Origin of the sequence: Duganella guangzhouensis, from assembly GCF_009674535.1 — a bacterium.
Lineage (GTDB): Bacteria > Pseudomonadota > Gammaproteobacteria > Burkholderiales > Burkholderiaceae_D > Rugamonas > Rugamonas guangzhouensis.
Genome location: NZ_WKJK01000012.1, coordinates 77,951 through 98,156 on the forward strand (window position 1 = coordinate 77,951; position 20,206 = coordinate 98,156).

Annotated in this window: 21 protein-coding genes; 5 read left to right on the forward strand and 16 right to left on the reverse strand. The window is 62.3% G+C overall.

The genetic code is table 11. The features are described from left to right. Positions 1 to 335: 335 nt before the first annotated feature. The 5 genes from dnaG to ybiB form a co-directional block, all read right to left on the reverse strand. Positions 336 to 2,132 (reverse strand): DNA primase, encoded by a 1,797-nt coding sequence (gene dnaG / locus GJ699_RS21800; RefSeq protein WP_371867626.1) that lies wholly within the window; start codon positions 2,130 to 2,132, stop codon positions 336 to 338. A gap of 85 nt (positions 2,133 to 2,217) precedes the next feature. Continuing rightward, entirely contained in the window at positions 2,218 to 2,667 is a 450-nt protein-coding gene (locus GJ699_RS21805; RefSeq protein WP_154380237.1) for a GatB/YqeY domain-containing protein, read from the reverse strand. A gap of 124 nt (positions 2,668 to 2,791) precedes the next feature. Then, entirely contained in the window at positions 2,792 to 3,004 is a 213-nt protein-coding gene (rpsU, locus tag GJ699_RS21810) for a 30S ribosomal protein S21 (RefSeq protein ID WP_008451879.1), read from the reverse strand. A 193-nt stretch (positions 3,005 to 3,197) separates the two neighbouring features. After that, entirely contained in the window at positions 3,198 to 4,403 is a 1,206-nt protein-coding gene (locus GJ699_RS21815; protein WP_154380239.1) for a BaiN/RdsA family NAD(P)/FAD-dependent oxidoreductase, read from the reverse strand. A 117-nt stretch (positions 4,404 to 4,520) separates the two neighbouring features. Beyond that, positions 4,521 to 5,507 carry a DNA-binding protein YbiB gene (ybiB, locus tag GJ699_RS21820; RefSeq protein ID WP_154380241.1) on the reverse strand — a complete coding sequence of 329 codons (987 nt, stop codon included), beginning with the start codon at positions 5,505 to 5,507 and terminating at the stop codon, positions 4,521 to 4,523. 85 nt (positions 5,508 to 5,592) lie between these two features. Between ybiB and GJ699_RS21825 the strand changes: the two genes are divergently transcribed. Then, positions 5,593 to 6,651: a 3-deoxy-7-phosphoheptulonate synthase gene (locus GJ699_RS21825; RefSeq protein ID WP_154380243.1), complete on the forward strand. Its 1,059-nt coding sequence runs from the start codon at positions 5,593 to 5,595 to the stop codon at positions 6,649 to 6,651. Here GJ699_RS21825 and GJ699_RS21830 read toward each other — a convergent pair. Next, complete coding sequence (locus tag GJ699_RS21830) at positions 6,648 to 6,968, reverse strand: hypothetical protein (protein WP_154380245.1); 321 nt, start codon at positions 6,966 to 6,968, stop codon at positions 6,648 to 6,650. The two genes, GJ699_RS21825 and GJ699_RS21830, sit on opposite strands and share 4 nt — an antisense overlap. Before the next feature lie 181 nt (positions 6,969 to 7,149). Here GJ699_RS21830 and tsaD point away from each other — a divergent pair, with 181 nt between their 5' ends. Next, positions 7,150 to 8,190: a tRNA (adenosine(37)-N6)-threonylcarbamoyltransferase complex transferase subunit TsaD gene (tsaD, locus tag GJ699_RS21835; protein WP_154380490.1), complete on the forward strand. Its 1,041-nt coding sequence runs from the start codon at positions 7,150 to 7,152 to the stop codon at positions 8,188 to 8,190. Here the strand turns inward: tsaD and GJ699_RS21840 are convergent. The 7 genes from GJ699_RS21840 to ybaK form a co-directional block, all read right to left on the reverse strand. After that, positions 8,187 to 8,369, reverse strand: a complete 183-nt coding sequence (locus GJ699_RS21840; RefSeq protein WP_154380247.1) for a hypothetical protein — start codon at positions 8,367 to 8,369, stop codon at positions 8,187 to 8,189. The genes tsaD and GJ699_RS21840 overlap by 4 nt on opposite strands. A 175-nt stretch (positions 8,370 to 8,544) precedes the next feature. Further along, complete coding sequence (locus GJ699_RS21845; protein WP_154380249.1) at positions 8,545 to 9,717, reverse strand: metal-dependent hydrolase; 1,173 nt, start codon at positions 9,715 to 9,717, stop codon at positions 8,545 to 8,547. Further along, positions 9,718 to 10,008, reverse strand: a complete 291-nt coding sequence (locus GJ699_RS21850) for a DUF427 domain-containing protein (RefSeq protein ID WP_154380251.1) — start codon at positions 10,006 to 10,008, stop codon at positions 9,718 to 9,720. A gap of 13 nt (positions 10,009 to 10,021) precedes the next feature. After that, positions 10,022 to 11,068 (reverse strand): sensor domain-containing diguanylate cyclase, encoded by a 1,047-nt coding sequence (locus tag GJ699_RS21855; RefSeq protein WP_154380254.1) that lies wholly within the window; start codon positions 11,066 to 11,068, stop codon positions 10,022 to 10,024. 96 nt (positions 11,069 to 11,164) lie between these two features. Further along, a complete protein-coding gene (locus GJ699_RS21860) occupies positions 11,165 to 11,815 on the reverse strand; it encodes a DsbA family oxidoreductase (RefSeq protein ID WP_154380256.1) in 651 nt (216 codons plus the stop codon). After that, entirely contained in the window at positions 11,815 to 12,429 is a 615-nt protein-coding gene (gene plsY, locus GJ699_RS21865) for a glycerol-3-phosphate 1-O-acyltransferase PlsY (protein WP_154380258.1), read from the reverse strand. Before plsY ends, GJ699_RS21860 begins: the two co-directional genes overlap by 1 nt. A 54-nt stretch (positions 12,430 to 12,483) precedes the next feature. Beyond that, complete coding sequence (gene ybaK, locus GJ699_RS21870; RefSeq protein ID WP_154380260.1) at positions 12,484 to 12,975, reverse strand: Cys-tRNA(Pro) deacylase; 492 nt, start codon at positions 12,973 to 12,975, stop codon at positions 12,484 to 12,486. 23 nt (positions 12,976 to 12,998) lie between these two features. Here ybaK and GJ699_RS21875 point away from each other — a divergent pair, with 23 nt between their 5' ends. The 3 genes from GJ699_RS21875 (at position 12,999) to GJ699_RS21885 (ending at position 18,451) form a co-directional block, all read left to right on the forward strand. After that, positions 12,999 to 13,979: an endonuclease/exonuclease/phosphatase family protein gene (locus GJ699_RS21875; RefSeq protein ID WP_154380262.1), complete on the forward strand. Its 981-nt coding sequence runs from the start codon at positions 12,999 to 13,001 to the stop codon at positions 13,977 to 13,979. A gap of 132 nt (positions 13,980 to 14,111) precedes the next feature. Further along, a complete protein-coding gene (locus tag GJ699_RS21880) occupies positions 14,112 to 15,344 on the forward strand; it encodes an efflux RND transporter periplasmic adaptor subunit (protein ID WP_154380264.1) in 1,233 nt (410 codons plus the stop codon). Between the two features lie 2 nt (positions 15,345 to 15,346). Continuing rightward, the gene (locus tag GJ699_RS21885) at positions 15,347 to 18,451 is read left to right on the forward strand and encodes an efflux RND transporter permease subunit (protein WP_154380266.1); all 3,105 of its coding nucleotides are present in this window, start codon (positions 15,347 to 15,349) and stop codon (positions 18,449 to 18,451) included. On the opposite strand, the gene GJ699_RS34220 is transcribed toward GJ699_RS21885, so the two are convergent. From GJ699_RS34220 to GJ699_RS21895, 3 genes are read right to left on the reverse strand one after another with little or no spacing between them, the layout of a single operon-like run. Continuing rightward, positions 18,448 to 18,624 carry a hypothetical protein gene (locus tag GJ699_RS34220; protein WP_195763620.1) on the reverse strand — a complete coding sequence of 59 codons (177 nt, stop codon included), beginning with the start codon at positions 18,622 to 18,624 and terminating at the stop codon, positions 18,448 to 18,450. The two genes, GJ699_RS21885 and GJ699_RS34220, sit on opposite strands and share 4 nt — an antisense overlap. A gap of 55 nt (positions 18,625 to 18,679) precedes the next feature. Beyond that, complete coding sequence (gene xerD, locus GJ699_RS21890) at positions 18,680 to 19,585, reverse strand: site-specific tyrosine recombinase XerD (RefSeq protein WP_154380268.1); 906 nt, start codon at positions 19,583 to 19,585, stop codon at positions 18,680 to 18,682. Further along, entirely contained in the window at positions 19,561 to 20,082 is a 522-nt protein-coding gene (locus tag GJ699_RS21895) for a methylated-DNA--[protein]-cysteine S-methyltransferase (RefSeq protein ID WP_154380492.1), read from the reverse strand. Before GJ699_RS21895 ends, xerD begins: the two co-directional genes overlap by 25 nt. Between the last annotated feature and the right edge of the window lie 124 nt (positions 20,083 to 20,206).

The following is a 20,206-nucleotide window of genomic DNA, read 5'->3' on the forward strand; positions in this document are numbered from 1 at the left end:
ACTTACTTACACCTGGTCAGGCCGACCGAGCTCCATAGAACTCCAAGGAATTCTACTGCATCAGACTCGTGCATGGGAGCAAGAAACCATGACTGGGTTAGCCAGCAAACAGAACGTTTGCTTACAGCGACCATAATGTCGCTGACACTAAACCCAAGCTGGCCCTGGCCGCCGACACTTGTCATTCCGCGTCGATCAAGAGCCTAACTCACTGAAAACAAACACACTCTCAACAGAAAAACGATGCCAAAAGATACAACACTTAGCGTTTTATTATAGCACGTCACTTTTCAATTTCCAGAGGGAAGACCTGCGCCTTCCCAATGTCAATCTGATTACCTTGGCGCCAGTTCCGCCTGCGCCTCGCGTAACAGCTGGTCTTGCTGCGCGGTTAACTCACGGTAACGCACGCCAATCTCGTCCGACGACAGGCCGGCGGCAAACAACTGGCTCAGCTCCTGCTTCAGCGCATTGTGCTTGACCTGGCGGATCGCCGCCCGCAGCACCAGCCGTTCGGTATCCCGCTCGGACTCCGGCTCTTTGACGATTTCGCCGATGATGCCGTCATATTCATCACTCAAAGACTTCAGATGCTGCGCGAATGCGGCAAAGGTGCCGTTCTCGCCGAGCATCCGCGCCGCTGTCACCAGCTGCTCCAGCCGCTCGGCCGCCTCGGCGCCGAAGAACTGGCACGCCTGCAGCGCCGCCGCGTCGAGCTCCAGCGCCAGCGCCGGATGGGTCACCACCACCCGCATGATCTGCAACTCCAGCCCCTTAGGCTGGGTGCGGCCGGTGCGCGGTGGCGCCTGTCGCGCCGCCGCCACCGGCTTGGATAATTCGTACAGCGATTCCACTTCGTGCGGCTGGGTTTGCGTCATCTGCGCCAGGCTGCGCACGATTTGCAGCCGCAGCGCGGTGGGCGTCATGGCTTGCAGCATCGGCTTGGCGTCGAACTGGATGCGCGCCCGCCCTTCCGGACTGTTCAAATCATGCTCGCCCATCGCTTCGCGGATCAGGAACTGCGACAGCGGCATCGCTTCGTGAATTTCCTGCTCAAACGCTTCCTTGCCGTAAGCGCGCACATAGCTGTCCGGATCGTGTTCGGTCGGCAGGAACAGGAACTTGATGGTCTTGTTGTCGGTCACATGCGGCAGACAAGCTTCCAGCGCGCGCCGCGCGGCGCGGCGGCCGGCCTTGTCGCCGTCGAAACTGAAGATCACCGTATCGGTCTGGCGCAGCAGCTTCTGCACGTGATGGGTGGTGCACGCCGTACCCAGCGTGGCCACCGCCTGCGGGAAGCCCATCTGCGCCAAGGCCACCACGTCCATATAGCCTTCCGTCACCAGCACATAGCCGGCGTCGCGGATCGCCTGGCGCGCCTCGAACAAGCCATACAGCTCGAAGCCCTTTGAAAATAAAGGCGTTTCCGGCGAATTCAAGTACTTGGGCTCGCCCTGATCCAGCACCCGGCCGCCGAAGGCGATCACCTGCCCCTTGGTATTTTTGATCGGGAACATCACGCGCTCGCGGAAACGGTCGTAGCGCTTGCGGTTGTTGCCGTCCTCGTCCACCTTGTCGATCACCAGGCCGGACTCGGCCAGCGCCACCGCCTCGTACTCCGGGAACACGGCACGCAGATTGTCCCACCCCTGCGGCGCGTAGCCGAGGCCGAAGCGGGCCGCGATCTCACCGGTCAGGCCACGGTTTTTCAGATAGGCGATGGCGTTCGGCGCGCTACGCAGCTGCAGCCGGTAAAAATCATTGGCACGCGTCATGGCCTCGGTCAGCGCCAGGCTCTGGGCCTGCATTTGCGCGCGCTGCGCCGGCGGAATCTTGTCGTCCTGTTCCGGCACCACCATGCCGACGTTTTGCGCCAGCTCCTTGACGGCATCGACAAAGCCCATGCCGGAATATTCGATCATGAAACCAATCGAGGTTCCATGTGCGCCGCAGCCGAAGCAGTGATAAAACTGCTTGGTCGGACTAACCGTGAAGCTGGGCGACTTTTCATTGTGAAACGGGCACAAACCCATGTAGTTCGCGCCGCCTTTTTTCAGCTGCACGTAACGGCCGACCACGTCGACGATATCGACGCGGTTGAGCAAATCAGCGATAAAAGTTTGTGGGATCACAGGGCTGAGCGGTCTTGTTGTAGATCAGACTATACCGTCACAGCCGATCCGCTTTGATGCGGATCAAGCCGCGACGGGGCGAAACTTAGGCTGGGGTCAGCGCTTTTTTGACCAGCGCGGAGACCACGGTCATGTCGGCGCGGCCGGCCAGTTTCGGCTTCAGCACGCCCATCACCTTGCCCATGTCCTGCGGACCGGCGGCGCCGGTGGCGGCCACGGCGGCGGCCACTTCAGCCGCGACTTCTTCGTCCGACAGGCCGGCTGGCATGTAGGCGCTCAGCACAACCAGTTCGGCTTTCTCGATATCAGCCAGATCGGCACGGCCGCCGGCTTCGAATTGGGTGATCGAATCCTTGCGCTGCTTGATCATTTTTTCCACGATGGCCACGGTTTGCTCATCGCTGACTTCAATCTGCTCGTCCACTTCCTTGCGCTTGATTTCCGCCAAGATCAGGCGGATGGTGGCCAGACGGCCAGCTTCTTTGGCGCGCATGGCGTTTTTCATGTCTTCGGTAATCTGTGCTTTCAAGCCCATGGCGTTTCTTTCAGAGAATGTGGAAATAAAAAAGCGAAAACCCGCTGCGGCAAGCCGGAGCGGGTGTTCTCTTAGATGCCGCTAAACACAACCGGCAAAGCCAGGTTGTCCTGCGTAAGCAATCTTAGAAGAGTTTTTTCGGCAGCTGTTGGCTGCGGATGCGTTTGTAGTGACGCTTAACAGCAGCAGCCAGCTTGCGCTTGCGCTCTGCGGTTGGCTTCTCGTAGAACTCGCGTGCACGCAGTTCGGTCAGCAGGCCGGTTTTTTCGATGGTGCGTTTGAAGCGACGCATTGCGACTTCGAACGGCTCGTTTTCTTTAAGGCGAATAGTGGTCATGTAAAAATTCAAACCGTTGGGGTTATAGGAAGACTGCTACTATAGCGTCTTTTGCCGAAAAGCGCAAGCCACAGCCTGGCAAATCAGCCAAACATGCGGCCCCGGGTGGCAAAAGTAACACGGCGTATAGGCAATCTTTCTACGACTTCAAGGGATTGCACGGGCGCCGCGACTTCCAGGGAACGGTAGTATATCAAACAGCCAGCCCAGCCGCCACACCGGAAGCCCAGGCCCACTGGAAGTTGTAGCCTCCCAGCCACCCGGTGACGTCCACCGTTTCACCGATGAAGTACAGGCCAGGCACGTTGTTGGCCATCATGGTTTGCTGCGACAACTCGCGGGTATCGATGCCGCCGCGCGTCACTTCCGCCTTTTTATAGCCTTCGGAGCCATTCGGTGTCAGCGTCCATTGGTTGATGGCGGCGCCCAGTTTGCGCAGCTGCGCGTCCGGCATGTCGGCCAGGCGGGCATCCAGCGCGAAACCGTGGGCTAGCAGCAAGCCTTCGGCCAGACGCGCCGGCAGCCATTGCGCCAGCACATTGCCCAGCTGTTTCTTGATGGTGCTCTTGCCTTCGATCAGCGCTTGCGCCAAGTCCAGCTCCGGCAGCAGGTTGATGACGATCGGCGCGCCCGGTTGCCAGTATGAGGAAATCTGCAGGATCGCCGGGCCGGACAGGCCGCGATGGGTGAACAGCAAATCCTCGCGGAACCGCCCGCCGCTCGGGTTGCGGCCTTTCAGCGAGCCGGTTTCCACGTCCACTTCCAGCGCGATGCCGGCCATTTCGACGAACGGTGCCCATTGCTGGGCGTCGAAGGTCAGCGGCACCAGCGCCGGGCGCGGTTCGACCAGGCGCAGCTCGAATTGTTTGGCGATGCGGTAGCCAAAGTCGCTGGCGCCGATCTTGGGGATGGACAGGCCGCCGGTGGCGATCACCACGCTGGGTGCTTCGATCGGGCCACTATCGGTCTGCAGCACGAAACCGGCTTCGGTCTGCTCCAGGCTATCGACCTTGCACGGCAGGCGCCAGTGCACATCGCCAGCCGCGCATTCATCCTTGAGCATGTCGATGATCTGCTCGGCCGAATCGTCGCAGAACAGCTGCCCGCGATGTTTCTCGTGGTAGCCGATGCGGTGCTTTTTCACCAGCGCGACGAAATCCGCCGGGGTGTAGCGCGACAGCGCGCTCTTGCAGAAGTGCGGATTCTCCGACAGGAAGTTGGCCGGGCCGGCATTCACATTGGTGAAATTGCAGCGACCGCCGCCCGAGATACGGATTTTCTCGGCCAGCTTGGCGGCGTGGTCGATCAGCACCACGCGCAGGCCGCGCTGGGCCGCCGTGGCCGCGCACATCATCCCGGCCGCGCCCGCGCCGATTACCGCTACATCAAACTTTGCCATGTCATTCCTGTTAGTTACCGCTTGTCATCCCGGCGCAGGCCGGGATCTATAGAACGTGTGCATTCACGCTCAGCATGGATTCCGGCTTCCGCCGGAATGACGTAAAAGGGCGAGATTTTACTCGATCGGCTCGCTCACATGCTGGCGCGAGGCGATGGTCCGCGCCACCAGCAAGCATTGCGCCACCTGTTCGGCGATCGGCGGCGGCACCGGCACCGCGCCGTCCAGCACCGACTGTATCCAGGCCGCTGTGGTGGCCGCATCCTTGTTTTCCGGCAGCAGCGGCAACTCGCCCACCAGCGTCTGCTTGGGAACCAGCGTGGTGCGCAGGCCGCCATGGAACCAGTCGATCTGCTGCGCCTTGTTGGCGTTGGCCACCGTCTCGCCTTCGGTGCCACGCATCAGGAAAGCATCGCCGCGCTCGTGCAGGGCGGCGGTGGTGAAGTACTCGCCCAGCATCTCCAGATATTCCGGATGGGTGTACGACACCAGCCGCAACGCCGGCCCGGCAAACGGTTGCATGATCTTGACCAGCGTATGGGTCGAATTGCGCACGCCCAAAATGCGCCGCAGCGACAGCAGATGCGCCAGCTTGGGCGCCATCGCCTCGATGGTGATGAAGGCCGGCTTGCCCTGCGACATCGCCTCCTCCGCCTCCGAACGGTGGCGCGACACCGTCACGCCCAGCTCGGCCAACACTTCCGCCGTCGCCACCCGGCCCAGATCGGTGGTCACGCCGTGCACCAGCACCGGCACGCCCTCGCGCGCCAGCAGCAAGGCCAGCAGCGCCGTCAGATTGGCCATCTTGCGGGCACCGTTGTAGGTCGGGATCACCACCGGCGCAAACTGGCCGGGCGGCGCGTTAAACGGCTCGAATGACGCCTCGGCGGCATCCAGGAAACCGGCGATCTCCTCCACCGATTCGCCCTTGATGCGCATCGAAAGCAAAATACCGCCCAGCTCCAGCTGGGAAACCCGGCCATCCAGCATAGCCTGGTACAAATCATGGGCGTCATCGCGTGACATGCTGCGGGCGCCGGCTTTGCCGCGGCCGATTTCCTTGATGAATCGCGCGGCCGGGAATGGTTCGAATGTTGTAGTCATGTCAGCAGCTTAAACCACTACGGCGCATTTCGGCTACACTATCCGTCCCCGAAAATGATTAGAACCGAACTGGACTGTTGAGACCATGATTTCCCCAGACATTGAAAACGTCAACGTCACCTCGTTTGCTCCGATGCCGTCGCCGGAAGCCTTGCACAGCAAGCTGCCGCTGACCGATCTGGCCTCCGAGACCGTGATGAAGGGCCGCGAAGCCCTGCGCAACATCATCGACCGCAAGGACCAGCGCCTGTTCGTGGTGGTTGGCCCGTGCTCGATCCACGATCCGGTGGCCGGCCTGGACTATGCCCGCCGCCTGAAGGAACTGCAGGCCGAAGTGGCCGACACCATGCTGCTGGTGATGCGCGTGTATTTCGAAAAGCCACGCACCACCACCGGCTGGAAGGGGTATATCAATGATCCGGACATGGACGATTCGTTCCGCGTCAACGTCGGCATGGAAAAGGCGCGCCAGTTCCTGCTCGACGTGTGCGAACTGGGCCTGCCCACCGCCACCGAGGCGCTGGACCCGATCTCGCCGCAATACCTGGGCGATTTGATCGCCTGGACCGCGATCGGCGCCCGCACCACCGAATCGCAGACCCACCGCGAAATGTCGTCCGGCCTGTCGACCCCGGTCGGCTTCAAGAATGGCACCGATGGCGACATCAGCATCGCCATCAACGCGATTCTGTCGTCGGCGCATCCGCACTCCTTCCTGGGCATCAACGCCCAGGGCAATGTGGCGATCGTGCGCACCCGCGGCAATGGCTACGGCCACGTGGTGCTGCGCGGTGGCGACGGCCGTCCGAACTACGATTCGGTGTCGATCGCGATCGCCGAACAGGCGCTGACCAAGGCCAAGCTGCCGGCCAACCTGGTGGTCGACTGCTCGCACGCCAACAGCTACAAGAAGCCGGAACTGCAACCGCTGGTGATGGCCGACGTCATCCACCAGATCGTGCAGGGCAACAAGTCGCTGGTGGGCGTGATGATCGAGTCCAACATCGTTGGCGGCAACCAGAAGATCCCGGCCGACCTGAGCCAGCTGGTGTACGGCTGCTCGGTCACCGACGGCTGCATCGACTGGGACACCACCGCGCAGATGCTGCGCGAAGCCCACAAGCAGTTGCTGAACCGCCCTTAATAGCAGTAGGCGACCAGGCTGGTCGCCACCCCGAACTGCCCCGCCAGCGCCGCCTCGGCCTGGCTGGCCGGGGCGCTCAGTTCATCCAGGTCGAGATAGACCTTGAAATTTTCCACCCGCACCGAATAGCGCCGCGCTTTACTGAAGCGCGGATCAACGCCCTGGCATTCGAGCACGGCATGGACGCTGACCTCGTCGGTGCGAAACAGCGCCACACCCGGCAACTCCTGCCAGGCCAGACCGCGCGGCACCAGGCGCGCGCCGCCGCCCAGCGGTACATCCTTTAATTTGCATATCAATTTCCATCGTTCAGACATGGCATCCTCCCCGGCTCTGCCTGTTTTATAAGCAAAACCGGTGCCACGAGAAAACACCTGAAAATCTGGCCATTTGGCAAAATTTCGCACTCCGCCAGTGCGGTCCGGAGCTGCGCTGGTGCATGCATGCACGCGGTTTACATTACAATGGCGGATTCCCCTGATGAAATCCGCATTTTCCATGATCGTTCTTGGCGTTGAATCCTCCTGTGACGAAACCGGCCTGGCGTTGTACGACACGCAACACGGCCTGCTGTCCCACGCCCTGCACTCGCAGGTTGCCATGCACGAGGAATATGGCGGCGTGGTGCCCGAGCTGGCCTCGCGCGACCACATCCGCCGCGCCATCCCGCTGCTGACGCAGACGTTGGAACAAGCTGGCAAGCAGCCGCAGGACATCGACGCCATCGCCTACACCCAGGGACCGGGTTTGGCGGGCGCGCTGCTGGTCGGCTCGTCGGTGGCGTGCAGCCTCGGGCTGGCGCTGGACAAGCCGGTGCTGGGCGTGCACCACCTGGAAGGCCATTTGCTGTCGCCGCTGCTGGCGTCGGAGCCGCCGGAATTCCCCTTCATCGCGCTGCTGGTGTCGGGCGGCCACACTCAGCTGATGCGGGTGGACGGTGTCGGCCAGTACACGCTGCTGGGCGAGACGCTGGACGATGCCGCTGGCGAAGCTTTCGACAAATCGGCCAAGCTGCTGGGCCTGGGTTATCCGGGCGGTCCGGCGATTTCACGCCTGGCCGAATTCGGCGATCCGGCCGCTTATCAGCTGCCGCGCCCGATGAAGCACACCAAGGATTTCAATTTCAGCTTTTCCGGCCTGAAAACGGCGGTGCTGACGGTGGTGAAGAACCACGAGGAAAAAATCGTCGCCAATATCTGCGAACAAGACAAGGCCAACATCGCGCGCGGCTTTGTCGATGCGATTGTGGATGTGTTGACCGCAAAATGCGTGTCCGCCATCAAGCACACCGGCCTGAAGCGGTTGGTGATCGCCGGCGGCGTAGGCGCGAACAGCCAGCTGCGCGCCTCGCTGAACGAAGCGGCGGCCAAGAAGCGGTTCAAGGTCTATTACCCTGAACTGGAATTCTGCACCGATAACGGCGCAATGATCGCCTTCGCCGGGGCCATGCGTTTGATGATCAACCCGGACGCGGCGAAAAAGGATTACTCGTTCAACGTGCGGCCGCGCTGGCCACTGGACGAGCTCAAAGTCATTTAATTCGACGCGAACGCCATGCCCGCGAGGACGGCCAGACCGACCAGCGGGATCAGATACTTGGCCTTGCCGCTACCCAGGCTAACGCCACGGGCGGCAATGCGCTCGCTGCGCAGACGATGTTCATCAGCCGGCGATTCATGTTCGACGGATTTATTATCTTTTTCAGTTACGGTATTCATAACAGCCTCCATGAGATCGATCATCGTCCTTTCTGGAGGGCAATGCAATTGTTGTGCCAACCAAATAGGCAGTACTCGGCCTATACAGCTTGATTCTAGGCGCTTTTGTGGTGAAGTCACCACACAGTACAACGCATCGGGCACTAAAACCGTGCACAGACGCACGCAATCTTGACTATGGCGGATTGACTAGCATATCGCTACGCGGGTAAGCCCAGGCTGGAATATCGCGCGGACAGGCGGTTGGCGGTGCAATCGGCAGCGTGGTGAAGTTGCCACGCGGCGTGGTGGCGAAGCGGTAATCGGACAGCGTGCCATCGGCCAGCAACGGAATGCGGCCGAAACGCAACCACGCATTCGCCACACAGTTGGACGCTTGCAGCGCTTGCAGCTCCTTGAGGCTGCCGGTCACGGTGGCGGCCGGCACATTCAGCGCGGCCGGGCACGCGATGTCCGCCAGGCTGGTGACGCCGCGCCGCACCCGGTACCGCACGCCATCGCTTTCAATGCTGGCGTAGCTCCAGCATAGCGGCTGCGACGGGAAAGCCGTCATGGCGATATCCAGCACATGCGAATGCGGATCGAGGGTCTCGAAGACGGCGGTCAGTTGCGCCCTGCCCGCCTGCGAGGCGGCGCCTTGCAAGGCGATGAAAGCGACGCTGACACCCAGCCCCAGCAACAACCCGCCGCGTCCACGCTCGCCGGCACGCCACTGCGCCGCGCCGCAGGCGGCGGCGATCAGCAGCAAGGCCGCAAACGATGGCCACCCCAGGTAGCCGCGCGCGGCAAACCCAAGCAGCGCGGCAAACAGCAGTAGCAAGCCGGCCACGCGCAAGCTACGCCAGCGCATGATGAGCGCCATCGGCACGCCGATCGCCACCCAGAACAGCGGTTCGACAATGAACACCATGTCGCCATAAAACCAGCGCGCATCCAGCGGATACCACGGATGCACGCCATAGGAGTTGGTGTAATCCATCAGCAGATGCAGCGCCAAGCCGATGCCCACGCTCAGCGCCAATCCCAGCCGCGCCGGCCGGCTGGCGCGCAGCAACGCCCGCGCCGCTGGCCAGCATAGCCACAGCAGCAGCGCCAGCAACAGCGCCTGCGGCACCGCCCACAACACGGTGTGCGTGTGTCCCCGATGATTGAGCAGATAGCCGAGCGGCGCCGGCAGCAACTGGGTCAGGAACAGATCCAGATCAGGAAAATTGCTGGCCAGCGCACAGGCCAGCAGCAGCAGGCGATGGCGCACGCGCTGTTGCGGCGCCTCGGCCTCGGCCGGCAGGCTTCGATGCACCAACTCGCCGACGCCGAAACCGATGATGCTATGAGTCAGGTTATCCAACTAGCGCTGCACCTCGACGCCGCGCCAGAAGGCCACGTGGTCCTTGATCTGGCTGGCCTTTTCCGACGGCTCCGGGTAGTACCAGGCGGCGTTTTCGTTGAGCTTGCCGTTGACGTTCAGCGTGTAATAGCTGGCCAATCCTTTCCACGGGCAGCGCGAAGTGTGGCTGCTGGGCTGCAAATATTCGCGCTTCACGCTGGAGGGCGGGAAGTAGACATTGTTTTCGACGATTTCCACTTCATCGTCGCGCGCCTCGGCAATCACGGCGCCATTCCAGCTGGCGATAGGCATGGCAGTTCTCCTTTTAGTCGGACCCGCACGCGACGCGGTTGCGACCGCCGTGCTTGGCGCGGTACAGCGCGGCGTCGGCTTGTTTCAGCAAGCTTTCCACATCATCGATTTCGATATGATTGAACGCGCCCACACCCAGGCTGGCCGTGATCCGCAACGGCCGCGTGCCGGCGTAGTGAACCTGCGCCTCGATCTTGGCGCGCAGCGATTCGGCAAACTTGCAAGCACCCTCCACCGGCGTCGACGGCAGCAGCACGCACAGCTCCTCGCCGCCGTAGCGGCCGGCGACGTCGATCACGCGCACATTCTCGCGCAGCAGCCGGCCCAGATTGGCCAGCACCTGGTCGCCCACCGCATGGCCGTATTCATCGTTGATTTTCTTAAAGTGATCGAGATCGATCATCACCGCCGACAGCGGCGAGCGGAAGCGGCGCGCGCGCGCCACTTCAAACTTCAGCCGATGCAGCAGCGAGCGGCGGTTATGCAAGCCGGTCAGCTCGTCGGTGGTGGCCAGCAGCTCCAGCTCATGCACCGTGGCTTCCAGCGTTTTCTCGTTGGCGCGCAGTTCGATCAGTGCCATCACCTGCCGCGCCAGCTTGACCAGCATGACGCGCTTGTCGTCGCTGAGGCGGCCCGGCTTGGTGTCCAGCACCGACAGCGTGCCGATGGCAAAGCCGTCCGACGAGGTCAGCGCCACGCTGCTGTACATGCGCATGTGCGGCGCATTGACCGTCAGCCGCATATGCGCAGTGCGCGGGTCCAGCGTCAGGTCGGGGATTTCGGTGGCGGCTTCGCTCAGCACCACCAGCGAGCAGTAGCTCTCGCCGCGCGGCAGTTCGCCGATGTGCATGCCGGCGCACGATTTGACCCACACCCGGTCGGCATCGACCAGCGAGATATAGGCATACGGTACTTCGCAGATTTTGGCCGCCAGCTCAGTGAGGAAGCTGAAATCTTCGCAGGCCGGCGTGTCGAGGATGTGATAGCGGTGCAGTGCGGCCAGCCGGAAATGGTCGGCCTGCGATGGAGCGGTTATCTGTACTTGTTCTTCGGCCAGCATGGGCCTCCCTGATAGTGACAACAGTCTTTTTTACTATCAGAGTTTATCGCAAAACAATGGCGGCGGGAGCGCCCCCTCCCGCCCGGCCGGGATTATTTATGCCGGTTTGGCCATAATCTCGCGCAGCGCCTGTTCAAACACCGCCGCTGGCTGGCCGCCGGAGATCAGGTGACGCTCGTTGATGATCACCGCCGGCACCGAGTTGATGCCGTGACGATGGAAGAACTGCTCGGCCTCGCGCACCTCGGCGCCATATTCGCCGGAATGCAGCACCTGGGTCGCGCGTTCCTTGTCCAGGCCCACTTCGCCGGCCAGGTAGATCAGCACCTCGTGCGCGCTCGGGTCCAGACCCTGCGTGAAATAAGCCTTGAACAGTGCCTGCTTCAGCGCCGTCTGCTTGCCTTCCAGCCCGGCCCAATGCAGCAGGCGATGCGCGTCGAAGGTGTTGTAGATGCGGCTGCGCTTGCCCATGGCGAAGTCAAAGCCGACTTCGGCGCCGCGCGCGCGTATCATTTCGCGCGCCTGTTCCTGCTGCTCCGGCGTCGAACCATATTTCTCGGTCAAATGCTCGCCGATGTCCTGGCCTTCCGGCGGCATATTGGCGTTCAGTTCGAACGGCTGGAAATGCAGCTCGACGTCGGCCGCGTCGCCGATCGCCTCCAGCGCCTTGTTCAGCGAGCCAAGGCCGATCGCGCACCAAGGGCACGATACGTCGGACACAAAATCAATTTTCAGAGGGGTAGCCATTATTTCTTGCCTTTCGCTTTACCGCCGATGCGGCTCTCCTTACCTGCGATCAGGTTGGAGATATTTTTGCTGTGACGGAATACCAACAGCACGCTCATGAGGAACACGGCGGCCAGCTGCGGCTCCACGCCAAACAATAAACCATAATAGAACGGCGCGAACACCGCCGCCACCAACGCCGCCAGCGACGAGTAACGGAAGGCGAACGCGACCACGAGCCAGGTCACCAAGGTGGCGACGCCCAGCCAAGGATTCAAGCCCAGCAGCACGCCAGCCGCGGTGGCCACGCCCTTGCCACCGACAAAGCGGAAGAACACCGGCCACAGGTGGCCGAGGAAGACCGCGATCGCCACCAGCGCAATGGTCGTATCACCAATATTGAGCCGATCCTGGAAATAGATCGCCAGCCACACCGCCAGCCAGCCCTTGGCGGCGTCGCCGATCAGGGTGGCGATGGCGGCTGCTTTATTTCCACTGCGCAACACATTGGTGGCGCCGGGGTTGCCCGAACCATAGGTGCGCGGGTCGGCCAGGCCGAACAGCTTGCTGCTGACAACGGCAAACGAGATCGAGCCGATCAGATAGGCGGCCACGGTCATCCAAACAGTATTCATCTTTTCCTCAAATTATTGTTATCGCCACACTGGGCAGCCAACGAATATACAACCTTACTCGGCCAGCGCGCAATGCACCGGCTTGGCGTTCAGCAGCGCGGTCAGCACCTGCGGCGCGATGCCGACCAGATAACCGCGTCTACCGCCATTGATATAAATCGTTTCCAGCGCAAGAATGCTATCCTCTACATACACCGGCATTGCTTTCTTGGTGCCGAACGGCGAGGTACCGCCGATCATGTAGCCGCTGTGGCGCGACGCCACCTCCGGCTTGCACGGTTCGACGGACTTGCAGCCGATGTTGCGCGCCAGGTTCTTGGTCGAGACCTTGCAATCGCCGTGCATCAGCACAATTAAAGGTTTAGCGGCTTCGTCCTGCATCACCAGGGTCTTGACCACGTGATGCTCGTCGACGCCGAGCTCGCGCGAAGACACACCGGTGCCGCCGTGCTCCTCGTAGTCATAGGGGTGCTCGGAAAACGCCACCTTGTGCTTGCGCAGCATTTGAGTAGCCGGGGTTTCGGAGATATGCTCTTTTTTAGCCATGGTTCGATCGGGAGTTGTCCATTATGCAGCAGGAAATTCGCTTTGCCACTTTCAATGTTTGCAATCTTTCCCAGCCTGGGGCGAAATTGTACGACAATCTGGCCCCGCTGACCGAGGCCGAGTACAAAGCGAAAGTCGCCTGGACGGCGCAACAGCTGGATCAACTGGACGCCGACGTCATCGGCCTGCAGGAAATCTTCTCGCTGGCAGCGCTGCGCGACGTGCTGGCCCACAGCACCCGCTACCGCGACGCGACCCTGGCCGGCTTTGAGCCGCCGCCCGATCCCGCCACCGGCCTGCCGCGCGTGACGCCGGAACTGGCACTGATCTCGCGCCTGCCGCTGGCGGCGCCGGCCCAGGCCTACATCATGTTCCCCGAAGGCGTGGCGCTGCCCGACGGCAGCCGTGACGCCGACCGTTTCGCGCGCGCGCCGCTGCACGCGCAAGTGGTGCTGCCGGACGAACGGATTGTGGACGTGATCGTGGTCCACCTCAAATCCAAGCGGCCCGACTACCGCAACGGCGACAGCGGCGACGACCCGATGCTGCACGCCCAGGCCAATCTGCGTTCGCTGATCCGGCGCGGCACTGAGGCGGTGGCGCTGCGCGCCCTGCTCAGCGCGATGGACCAGCAACAGCGCCGCCCGCGCATCGTGCTGGGCGATTTCAACGACACGGTGGACGCCGTCACCACCACCATCGTCATGGGCGCCGGCACCAACTGCGAGCCGGGCGAGGAGCTGCATGGCCAGTTGTTCGACTGCCGCCAGATCCAGCTTGGCCGCGACACGCCACGCGACGGCGGCTACACTATCAGCCACGACGGCCGCTATGCCACCATCGACCATGTGCTGGTATCGGAGGAATTCCATCGCGGCTCGCGCCACGCGGTTGGCGAAGTGCTGGATGTAAGCTACTTGAACCAGCACCTGCGGGAAGCGCGGCCGGAAGCGTCGGACCACGGCCAGGTATTGGTGCGGCTGCGCTTGTACGACCACCACTAAACCGCGCACCTCATCCGGCGTTTCTGCATTTCAGGCGTGCTTTTGCACCGCTCATCGCATTCTTCTGGCCCGTGTCCTTGGAAATTCCTACAGTGACACCATGCGCAATCCCCTTCAGGCTAGAAGAACGATATGAAAATGGAAACCCTGCCCCCACACACCCAATTCACCCAGCCCACTCTGCCCACCGTCCGCCCCCGGCGCTGGCGCAAACCGGCCATCGCGCTGGTGGTGATCGCCCTGGCCGGCGGCGGCTGGACCGTGCTGCGCGCCAAGCAGGCGCCGGCGGCGGCGCCCGCCCCTGCCACCGCAGCAGCCAAGGACAAGAAAGAAGTCTTTGAATTATCGACCGGCGACATCGCCGCCGTCGACGCCCGTTCACTGGCGGTCAGCTTGCCCTTATCCGGCTCGCTGGCGCCACTGAGTTCCGCCACCATCAAGTCCAAGGTCTCGGGCGTGGTGGAGGCCACTACGCTGCAGGAAGGCATGGCGGTCAGCGCCGGCCAGGTGCTGGCCCGCATCGACCAGGCCGACCTGCGCGCGCGTCTGCAGCAGCAACAGGCGGCACTGGATGAAGCCCAGGCCAAACTGGCGCTGGCCACCAAAAACGAAACCAACAGCCAGGCGCTGCTGAAGCAGAAATACATCTCGCAGAACGCTTACGATTCAACCCAGAATTCGGTCGACCTGGCGCGCGCCTCGGTCAAATCGGCCTCGGCCATGGTGGAACTGGCGCGCATCGCGTTGAACGACGGCGTGATCAAGGCGCCGATCTCCGGCGTCATCAGCAAACGCCACGTCCAGGCCGGCGAAAAGCTGGCGCTGGACATGCCGGTGTACAGCATCGTCAACCTGTCCGAACTGATCCTGGAAGCGCAGGTGCCGGCGTCCGAGATCCCACGCGTCAAAGTCGGCCAGGACGTCAAATTCCGCGTCGACGGCTTTGCCCAGCGCGATTTCCACGGCCAGGTGGCGCGCATCAATCCGTCCACCGAAGCGGGTTCGCGCGCCATGCTGGTCTACATCGCCGTCAAGAACGACGACAGCGCGCTGCGCGCCGGCATGTTCGCCAAGGGCAGCATCGTCACCGAGCGTTCGGCGGTGGCGCCTATCGTGCCGCTGGCCGCGCTGCGCAACGACAAGCAGGGCCGCCAGATCGTCTACAAGGTCGATCAGGGCAAGCTGATCGCGCAGCCGGTCACGCTGGGCCTGCGCAACGATGACGAAGGCTATGCCGAAGTGGTGGACGGCCTGAGCGCCGGCGCCAACGTCATCGTCTCGCGCCTGGACAGCCTGAAGCCCGGCGCCGCCGTCAAGCTGCCGCCAGCGGCGCAAGCGCAAGCGGTTGAACCGGCGAAGGGCTGATCATGTGGATCACTAAAATCAGCATCCGTAATCCGGTGTTTGCCACCATGGTGATGGTGGCGCTGATGGTGCTGGGCCTGTTCTCGTACAAGGGACTCGGCCTGGAAGCCATGCCCAATGTCGACATCCCCGGCGCCGCCATCGAGGTGGTGTATCCGGGCGCCTCGCCGGAAGCGGTGGAGAACGACATCACCCGCCCGATCGAGGAAGCGGTCAACACCGTCAGCGGCATCAAGACGCTGCGCGCCAACTCGTGGGAAGGCCGTGCCGGCGTCTACGTGCAGTTCGAGCTGTCCACCAATATGGACCGCGCCATGCAGGACATCCGCGACAAGGTGGCACAGGTGCGGCCACGCTTCCCGCGCGAAGCCAAAGACCCGTTCATCGTTCGCTTCGAGGGCGAGAACTCGCGTCCGATCGCGCAGATCGGCCTGACCTCGACCGAACACTCGCTGCGCGACCTGTCCACCATGGCCGACCAGATCATCGGCAAGCGCTTCCAGGGCGTGGCCGGGGTCGGCCAGGTGCGCACCAACGGCATGGCGGCGCGCCAGATCCTGATCAACCTGCGCCCCAACGACATGACCGCGCAAGCGGTCGGCGTGGATGAAGTGATCAACGCGATCCAGAACACCAACGCCAACCTGCCGGCCGGCTCGATCAGCTACGGCGCCAGCGAGCGCCTGGTGCGGGTCGAAGGCAAGATGAAAGATCCGCGCGACTTCAACAAAATCATCGTCGCCCGCCGCGCCAATGGCCCGGTGTATCTGGACCAGGTAGCCACCGTGGTCGACGGCGCGCAGGAAGAACTGTCGATCTCGCGCATCAACGGCCAGCGCGCCGTCACGCTGGACATCACCAAGGTGCAGGACGCCAATGTGGTGGAAGTCGGCAGCCGCATCCAGCAGGTCGCGGCCGAGCTGCAAAAGACGCTGCCGCCCGACATCAAGCTGGAGGTGCTGAACGACGAATCACTGAAGGTGCAAAGCCAGCTCGATAACGTCAAGGAGACCATCATCGAAGGCGCGCTGCTGACCATGATCATCGTGTTCTTCTTCCTGCATTCGTGGCGCTCCACCATCATCACCGGCCTGACCTTGCCGATCTCGGTGATGGCCAGCTTCATCGCCATGAAAGCCTTCGGCTTCACACTCAACTTCCTAACGCTGATGGCGCTGTCGCTGTGCATCGGCCTGCTGATCGACGACGCCATCGTGGTGCGCGAAAACATCGTGCGCCACCTCGGCATGGGCAAGAACCACCGCAAGGCGGCCGAAGACGGCACCAACGAAATCGGCCTGGCGGTGATGGCCACCACCTTCGCCATCGTCGCCGTGTTCATCCCGGTCGCCTTCATGGATGGCATCATCGGCCGCTTCTTCCTGCAGTTCGGGATTACCGTCGCGGTGGCGGTGCTGGTATCGCTGTTCGTCAGCTTCACGCTGGACCCGATGCTGTCGTCGGTGTGGCCGGACCCGGTGGAAGACCGCTTCAAATACGCGCCGTGGCTGGGCCGCTTCATGCACTGGCTGGAAGGCGGCGTCGAATGGCTGCACGTGGTGTACGGCCGCGTGCTGGCGCTGGCGCTGCGCTGGAAGAAAATGACGCTGCTGCTGGCGTTCGCGCTGTTCGCCGGCAGCATCCTGCTGGTGCCGAAAATCGGCGGCGAAATGATGCCGGAGCAGGACAACGGCTGGGTCAACCTGCTGATGAAAACCCCGGTCGGCTCCAGCCTGGAATACACCGACAACAAAGTACATCAGGTGGAAGAGGCGCTGAAGGCGTTCCCGGAAATCGCCAACGTCATCGCCGTGGTCGGCACGCAGGATGGCCGCAACACCGCGCAGATCGACATGAAGCTGCTCGACCGCAAGCTGCATGCGCGCCGCTCGCAGAAGGAAATGGAAGCGGCGATCCGCGCCCGTCTCAGCCAGATCGCCGGCATCACGCTGACGGTCGGCTTCAAGCCCATCTTCATCGCCATCCTCGGCACCGATGAAGCCAAGCTGGACGACGTGGCGCACCGCCTGATGGACAAAATGCGCAAAATTAAAGGCATCGCCGATCTGGAATACAGCCAGGAAGGTGCCAATCCATCCACCAACATCAAGATCAACAACGAACTGGCCAGCGACCTCGGCCTGACCACGCAGCAAATCGGCGCCGCGCTGCGGCCGTTCGTGGCGGGTGACACCACCTCGCACTTCCTGGCTGCCGATGGCCAGAACTACGAAGTCAACGTGCAGCTGCCGAAATCCGGCCGGCAGAAAGTGGCCGATCTGGCCGACCTGTCGCTGGCGTCGAGCAAGCTGGGGCCGGATGGCCGGCCGGTGATGGTGCCGCTGCGCCAGGTGGTGGAATTCGTGCCGGCGTTCAGCCCGCAGGTGCTGAAGCGCCAGGCGCTGCAACGGCGGGTGGCGGTGTATGCCGGCGTCGAAGGCCGTCCCGGTGGCGACGTCGACAGCGACGTGCGCAAAGCCATGGCCGAAATCGAATTGCCGGCCGGCGTACGCTTCGACGTGGGCGGCAATGCGCAGGACATGGAGGAATCGATGAACTCGGCGCTGATCGCGCTTGGCATCGCGGTGATCTTCATCTACCTGGTGCTGGCTTCACAGTTCGGCAGCTTCCTGCAGCCGGTGGCCATCATGATGTCCTTGCCGCTGTCGCTGATCGGCGTGCTGGTGGCGCTGCTGGTGACCGGCAGCACGCTCAACATCTTCTCCGTGATCGGCTTCATCATGCTGATGGGGTTGGTGACCAAGAACGCCATCCTGCTGGTCGACTTCACCAACCACGCGCAGCAGGAGGGCCAGAGCCAGCACGAAGCGCTGATGACGGCTGGCCAGGTGCGGCTACGTCCCATCCTGATGACCACGCTGGCGATGGTGTTCGGCATGCTGCCGATGGCGATCGGCATGGGCGACGGTGGCGAAACGCAGGCGCCGATGGGGCGCGCGGTGATCGGCGGCGTGCTGACCTCGACGCTGCTGACGCTGGTGGTGGTGCCGGTGGCCTACACCTACCTGGACAGCTTCGGCAAACGCTGCGCGCGCTGGTTCAAGCGCAAGCAGCACACCGAACCGCCACTGCGCGAAGCCGCTTAATCGTCGTCGGCGGCGAGGCCGGAGGGTTCGCCTTCGGCCTCGTCGGGCTCGCCCTCCTCGGCCAGCCCGGGATTATTCTTCAACTCGGCCTTGCGCCGGGCTTTCTCTTCCTGCTTACGCTTTTTTTCCAACTCTCGCTGCCGCTTCTCATAGGCGAAGTTCGTCTTGGCCATTTGCTACCTCTTTGAAAGGGTTGCACTGCGTAGACTTCATTATGACCCAAGTTTTTCACCCACGAGGATGATGTTGCGCATGCAAATGCTTCAAACGCTCGCGCGCGACGTGGGTGTAGATCTGGGTGGTGGAAATATCGGAATGTCCCAATAATAATTGCACAACACGCAAGTCGGCGCCATGATTCAGCAAATGGGTGGCAAACGCATGGCGCAAGGTGTGCGGCGACAGCGGCGCGACAATGCCGGCTTTCAGCGCATGCTTTTTGATTAATACCCAGAACATTTGCCGCGTCATGCCGCTGCCGCGCCCGGTGACGAACAGCGCGTCGTCCTGCTGGCCGTTGAGGATGACGCCGCGCGCCTCTTGCATGTAGCGCTCGATCCACGCCCGCGCCTGCGCGCCAAACGGCACCAGCCGCGTTTTAGCGCCCTTGCCGGTGACGCGCAGCACGCCATCGTTCAGGCTCAGCTCCAGCAGCTTCAGCTCGACCAGCTCGGACACGCGCAAGCCGCTGGCATACATCAGCTCCAGCATGGTGCGGTCGCGCAACCCCAATGGGGTATTGACATCCGGCGCCGCCAGCAAAGCTTCCACCTGGGCCTCGCTCAGCGTGTGCACAAAGCGCTGCGGCTGCTTGGCCGACACCAGCTTCAGACTGGGATCTTGGTGGATGCGACGCTGCCGCAGCAGCATCTGGTAAAAGCGCTTGATGACCGACAGCCGCCGGTTGGACGAGGTAGCCTTGGCGCTGTCCGCGTGGCGCGCCGCGATATAGCTTTCGATGACATGGCCGTTCACCGCCAGCAGCCCGCTGACCTCCGGCCGCTTCTTCTCCAGCCAGGTGGCGAACAACCGCATGTCGCGGCGATAGGCTTCCAGCGTGTTCTTGGACAGCCCGTCCTCCAGCCACAGGCTGTCGCAGAACTCGTCGATCAGAGCAAGGTTGTCTGCTGCCATGCGTACTCGCTCGATCCTTCGTGCGCCAGCAGCCAGCGCTTGATGCCCAGCAGGTAGCCGTTCGGATCGTCACTGTTGGAAAAGCCACCCAGGCCGGTGGACGCGATCACGCGGTGGCACGGCACCACCACCGGAAACCAGTTGGCGCCACACGCCTGCCCTACCGCGCGCGCCGCCGAGCCGAGGTGTTTGGCCAGCTCACCATAAGTGCGCGTGCTGCCGCGCGGAATTGAACATAATTCATCCCACACCTTCTGCTGGAACTCGGTACCGACCCGCTTCAGTGGCAGCGTGAAACGGTAATCGGCGTCGTCGCAATACTTGGCCACCTGATGCGCGACCAGCTCGGCCACCGCATCCTGTGGCGCTTTCGCCTCAAAATGGGGCGGCAGATAACACAGCTCGGTAACCTCGCCGTGCGCCGTGCGCACGCCTAATTTCCCAAATGGCAACGCCAATATGGCTGAAAACAATTCATGGCCCTGTTGTTTATTCATCACAGTTGCTTGCACCAAAAAAGTACCTCTTTCGTCATTCCATTGCCTGTATGCACCATTTTGTTGCATGTCTGCTACAGCAAAAAAACCACACTGCTTGGGCATTGTAATCGCCATGGACGAA

What these genes read in the sequence shown, in the direction of transcription:
- GJ699_RS21805 (WP_154380237.1), bottom strand. Translation starts at nt 2,667, where the DNA reads ATGGGCTTGAAAGCACAGATTACCGAAGACATGAAAAACGCCATGCGC.
- rpsU (WP_008451879.1), bottom strand. Translation starts at nt 3,004, where the DNA reads ATGACCACTATTCGCCTTAAAGAAAACGAGCCGTTCGAAGTCGCAATG.
- GJ699_RS21815 (WP_154380239.1), bottom strand. Translation starts at nt 4,403, where the DNA reads ATGGCAAAGTTTGATGTAGCGGTAATCGGCGCGGGCGCGGCCGGGATG.
- ybiB (WP_154380241.1), bottom strand. Translation starts at nt 5,507, where the DNA reads ATGACTACAACATTCGAACCATTCCCGGCCGCGCGATTCATCAAGGAA.
- GJ699_RS21825 (WP_154380243.1), top strand. Translation starts at nt 5,593, where the DNA reads ATGATTTCCCCAGACATTGAAAACGTCAACGTCACCTCGTTTGCTCCG.
- GJ699_RS21830 (WP_154380245.1), bottom strand. Translation starts at nt 6,968, where the DNA reads ATGTCTGAACGATGGAAATTGATATGCAAATTAAAGGATGTACCGCTG.
- tsaD (WP_154380490.1), top strand. Translation starts at nt 7,150, where the DNA reads ATGATCGTTCTTGGCGTTGAATCCTCCTGTGACGAAACCGGCCTGGCG.
- GJ699_RS21840 (WP_154380247.1), bottom strand. Translation starts at nt 8,369, where the DNA reads ATGAATACCGTAACTGAAAAAGATAATAAATCCGTCGAACATGAATCG.
- GJ699_RS21850 (WP_154380251.1), bottom strand. Translation starts at nt 10,008, where the DNA reads ATGCCTATCGCCAGCTGGAATGGCGCCGTGATTGCCGAGGCGCGCGAC.
- GJ699_RS21855 (WP_154380254.1), bottom strand. Translation starts at nt 11,068, where the DNA reads ATGCTGGCCGAAGAACAAGTACAGATAACCGCTCCATCGCAGGCCGAC.
- GJ699_RS21860 (WP_154380256.1), bottom strand. Translation starts at nt 11,815, where the DNA reads ATGGCTACCCCTCTGAAAATTGATTTTGTGTCCGACGTATCGTGCCCT.
- plsY (WP_154380258.1), bottom strand. Translation starts at nt 12,429, where the DNA reads ATGAATACTGTTTGGATGACCGTGGCCGCCTATCTGATCGGCTCGATC.
- ybaK (WP_154380260.1), bottom strand. Translation starts at nt 12,975, where the DNA reads ATGGCTAAAAAAGAGCATATCTCCGAAACCCCGGCTACTCAAATGCTG.
- GJ699_RS21875 (WP_154380262.1), top strand. Translation starts at nt 12,999, where the DNA reads ATGCAGCAGGAAATTCGCTTTGCCACTTTCAATGTTTGCAATCTTTCC.
- GJ699_RS21880 (WP_154380264.1), top strand. Translation starts at nt 14,112, where the DNA reads ATGAAAATGGAAACCCTGCCCCCACACACCCAATTCACCCAGCCCACT.
- GJ699_RS21885 (WP_154380266.1), top strand. Translation starts at nt 15,347, where the DNA reads ATGTGGATCACTAAAATCAGCATCCGTAATCCGGTGTTTGCCACCATG.
- GJ699_RS34220 (WP_195763620.1), bottom strand. Translation starts at nt 18,624, where the DNA reads ATGGCCAAGACGAACTTCGCCTATGAGAAGCGGCAGCGAGAGTTGGAA.
- xerD (WP_154380268.1), bottom strand. Translation starts at nt 19,585, where the DNA reads ATGGCAGCAGACAACCTTGCTCTGATCGACGAGTTCTGCGACAGCCTG.
- GJ699_RS21895 (WP_154380492.1), bottom strand. Translation starts at nt 20,082, where the DNA reads ATGAATAAACAACAGGGCCATGAATTGTTTTCAGCCATATTGGCGTTG.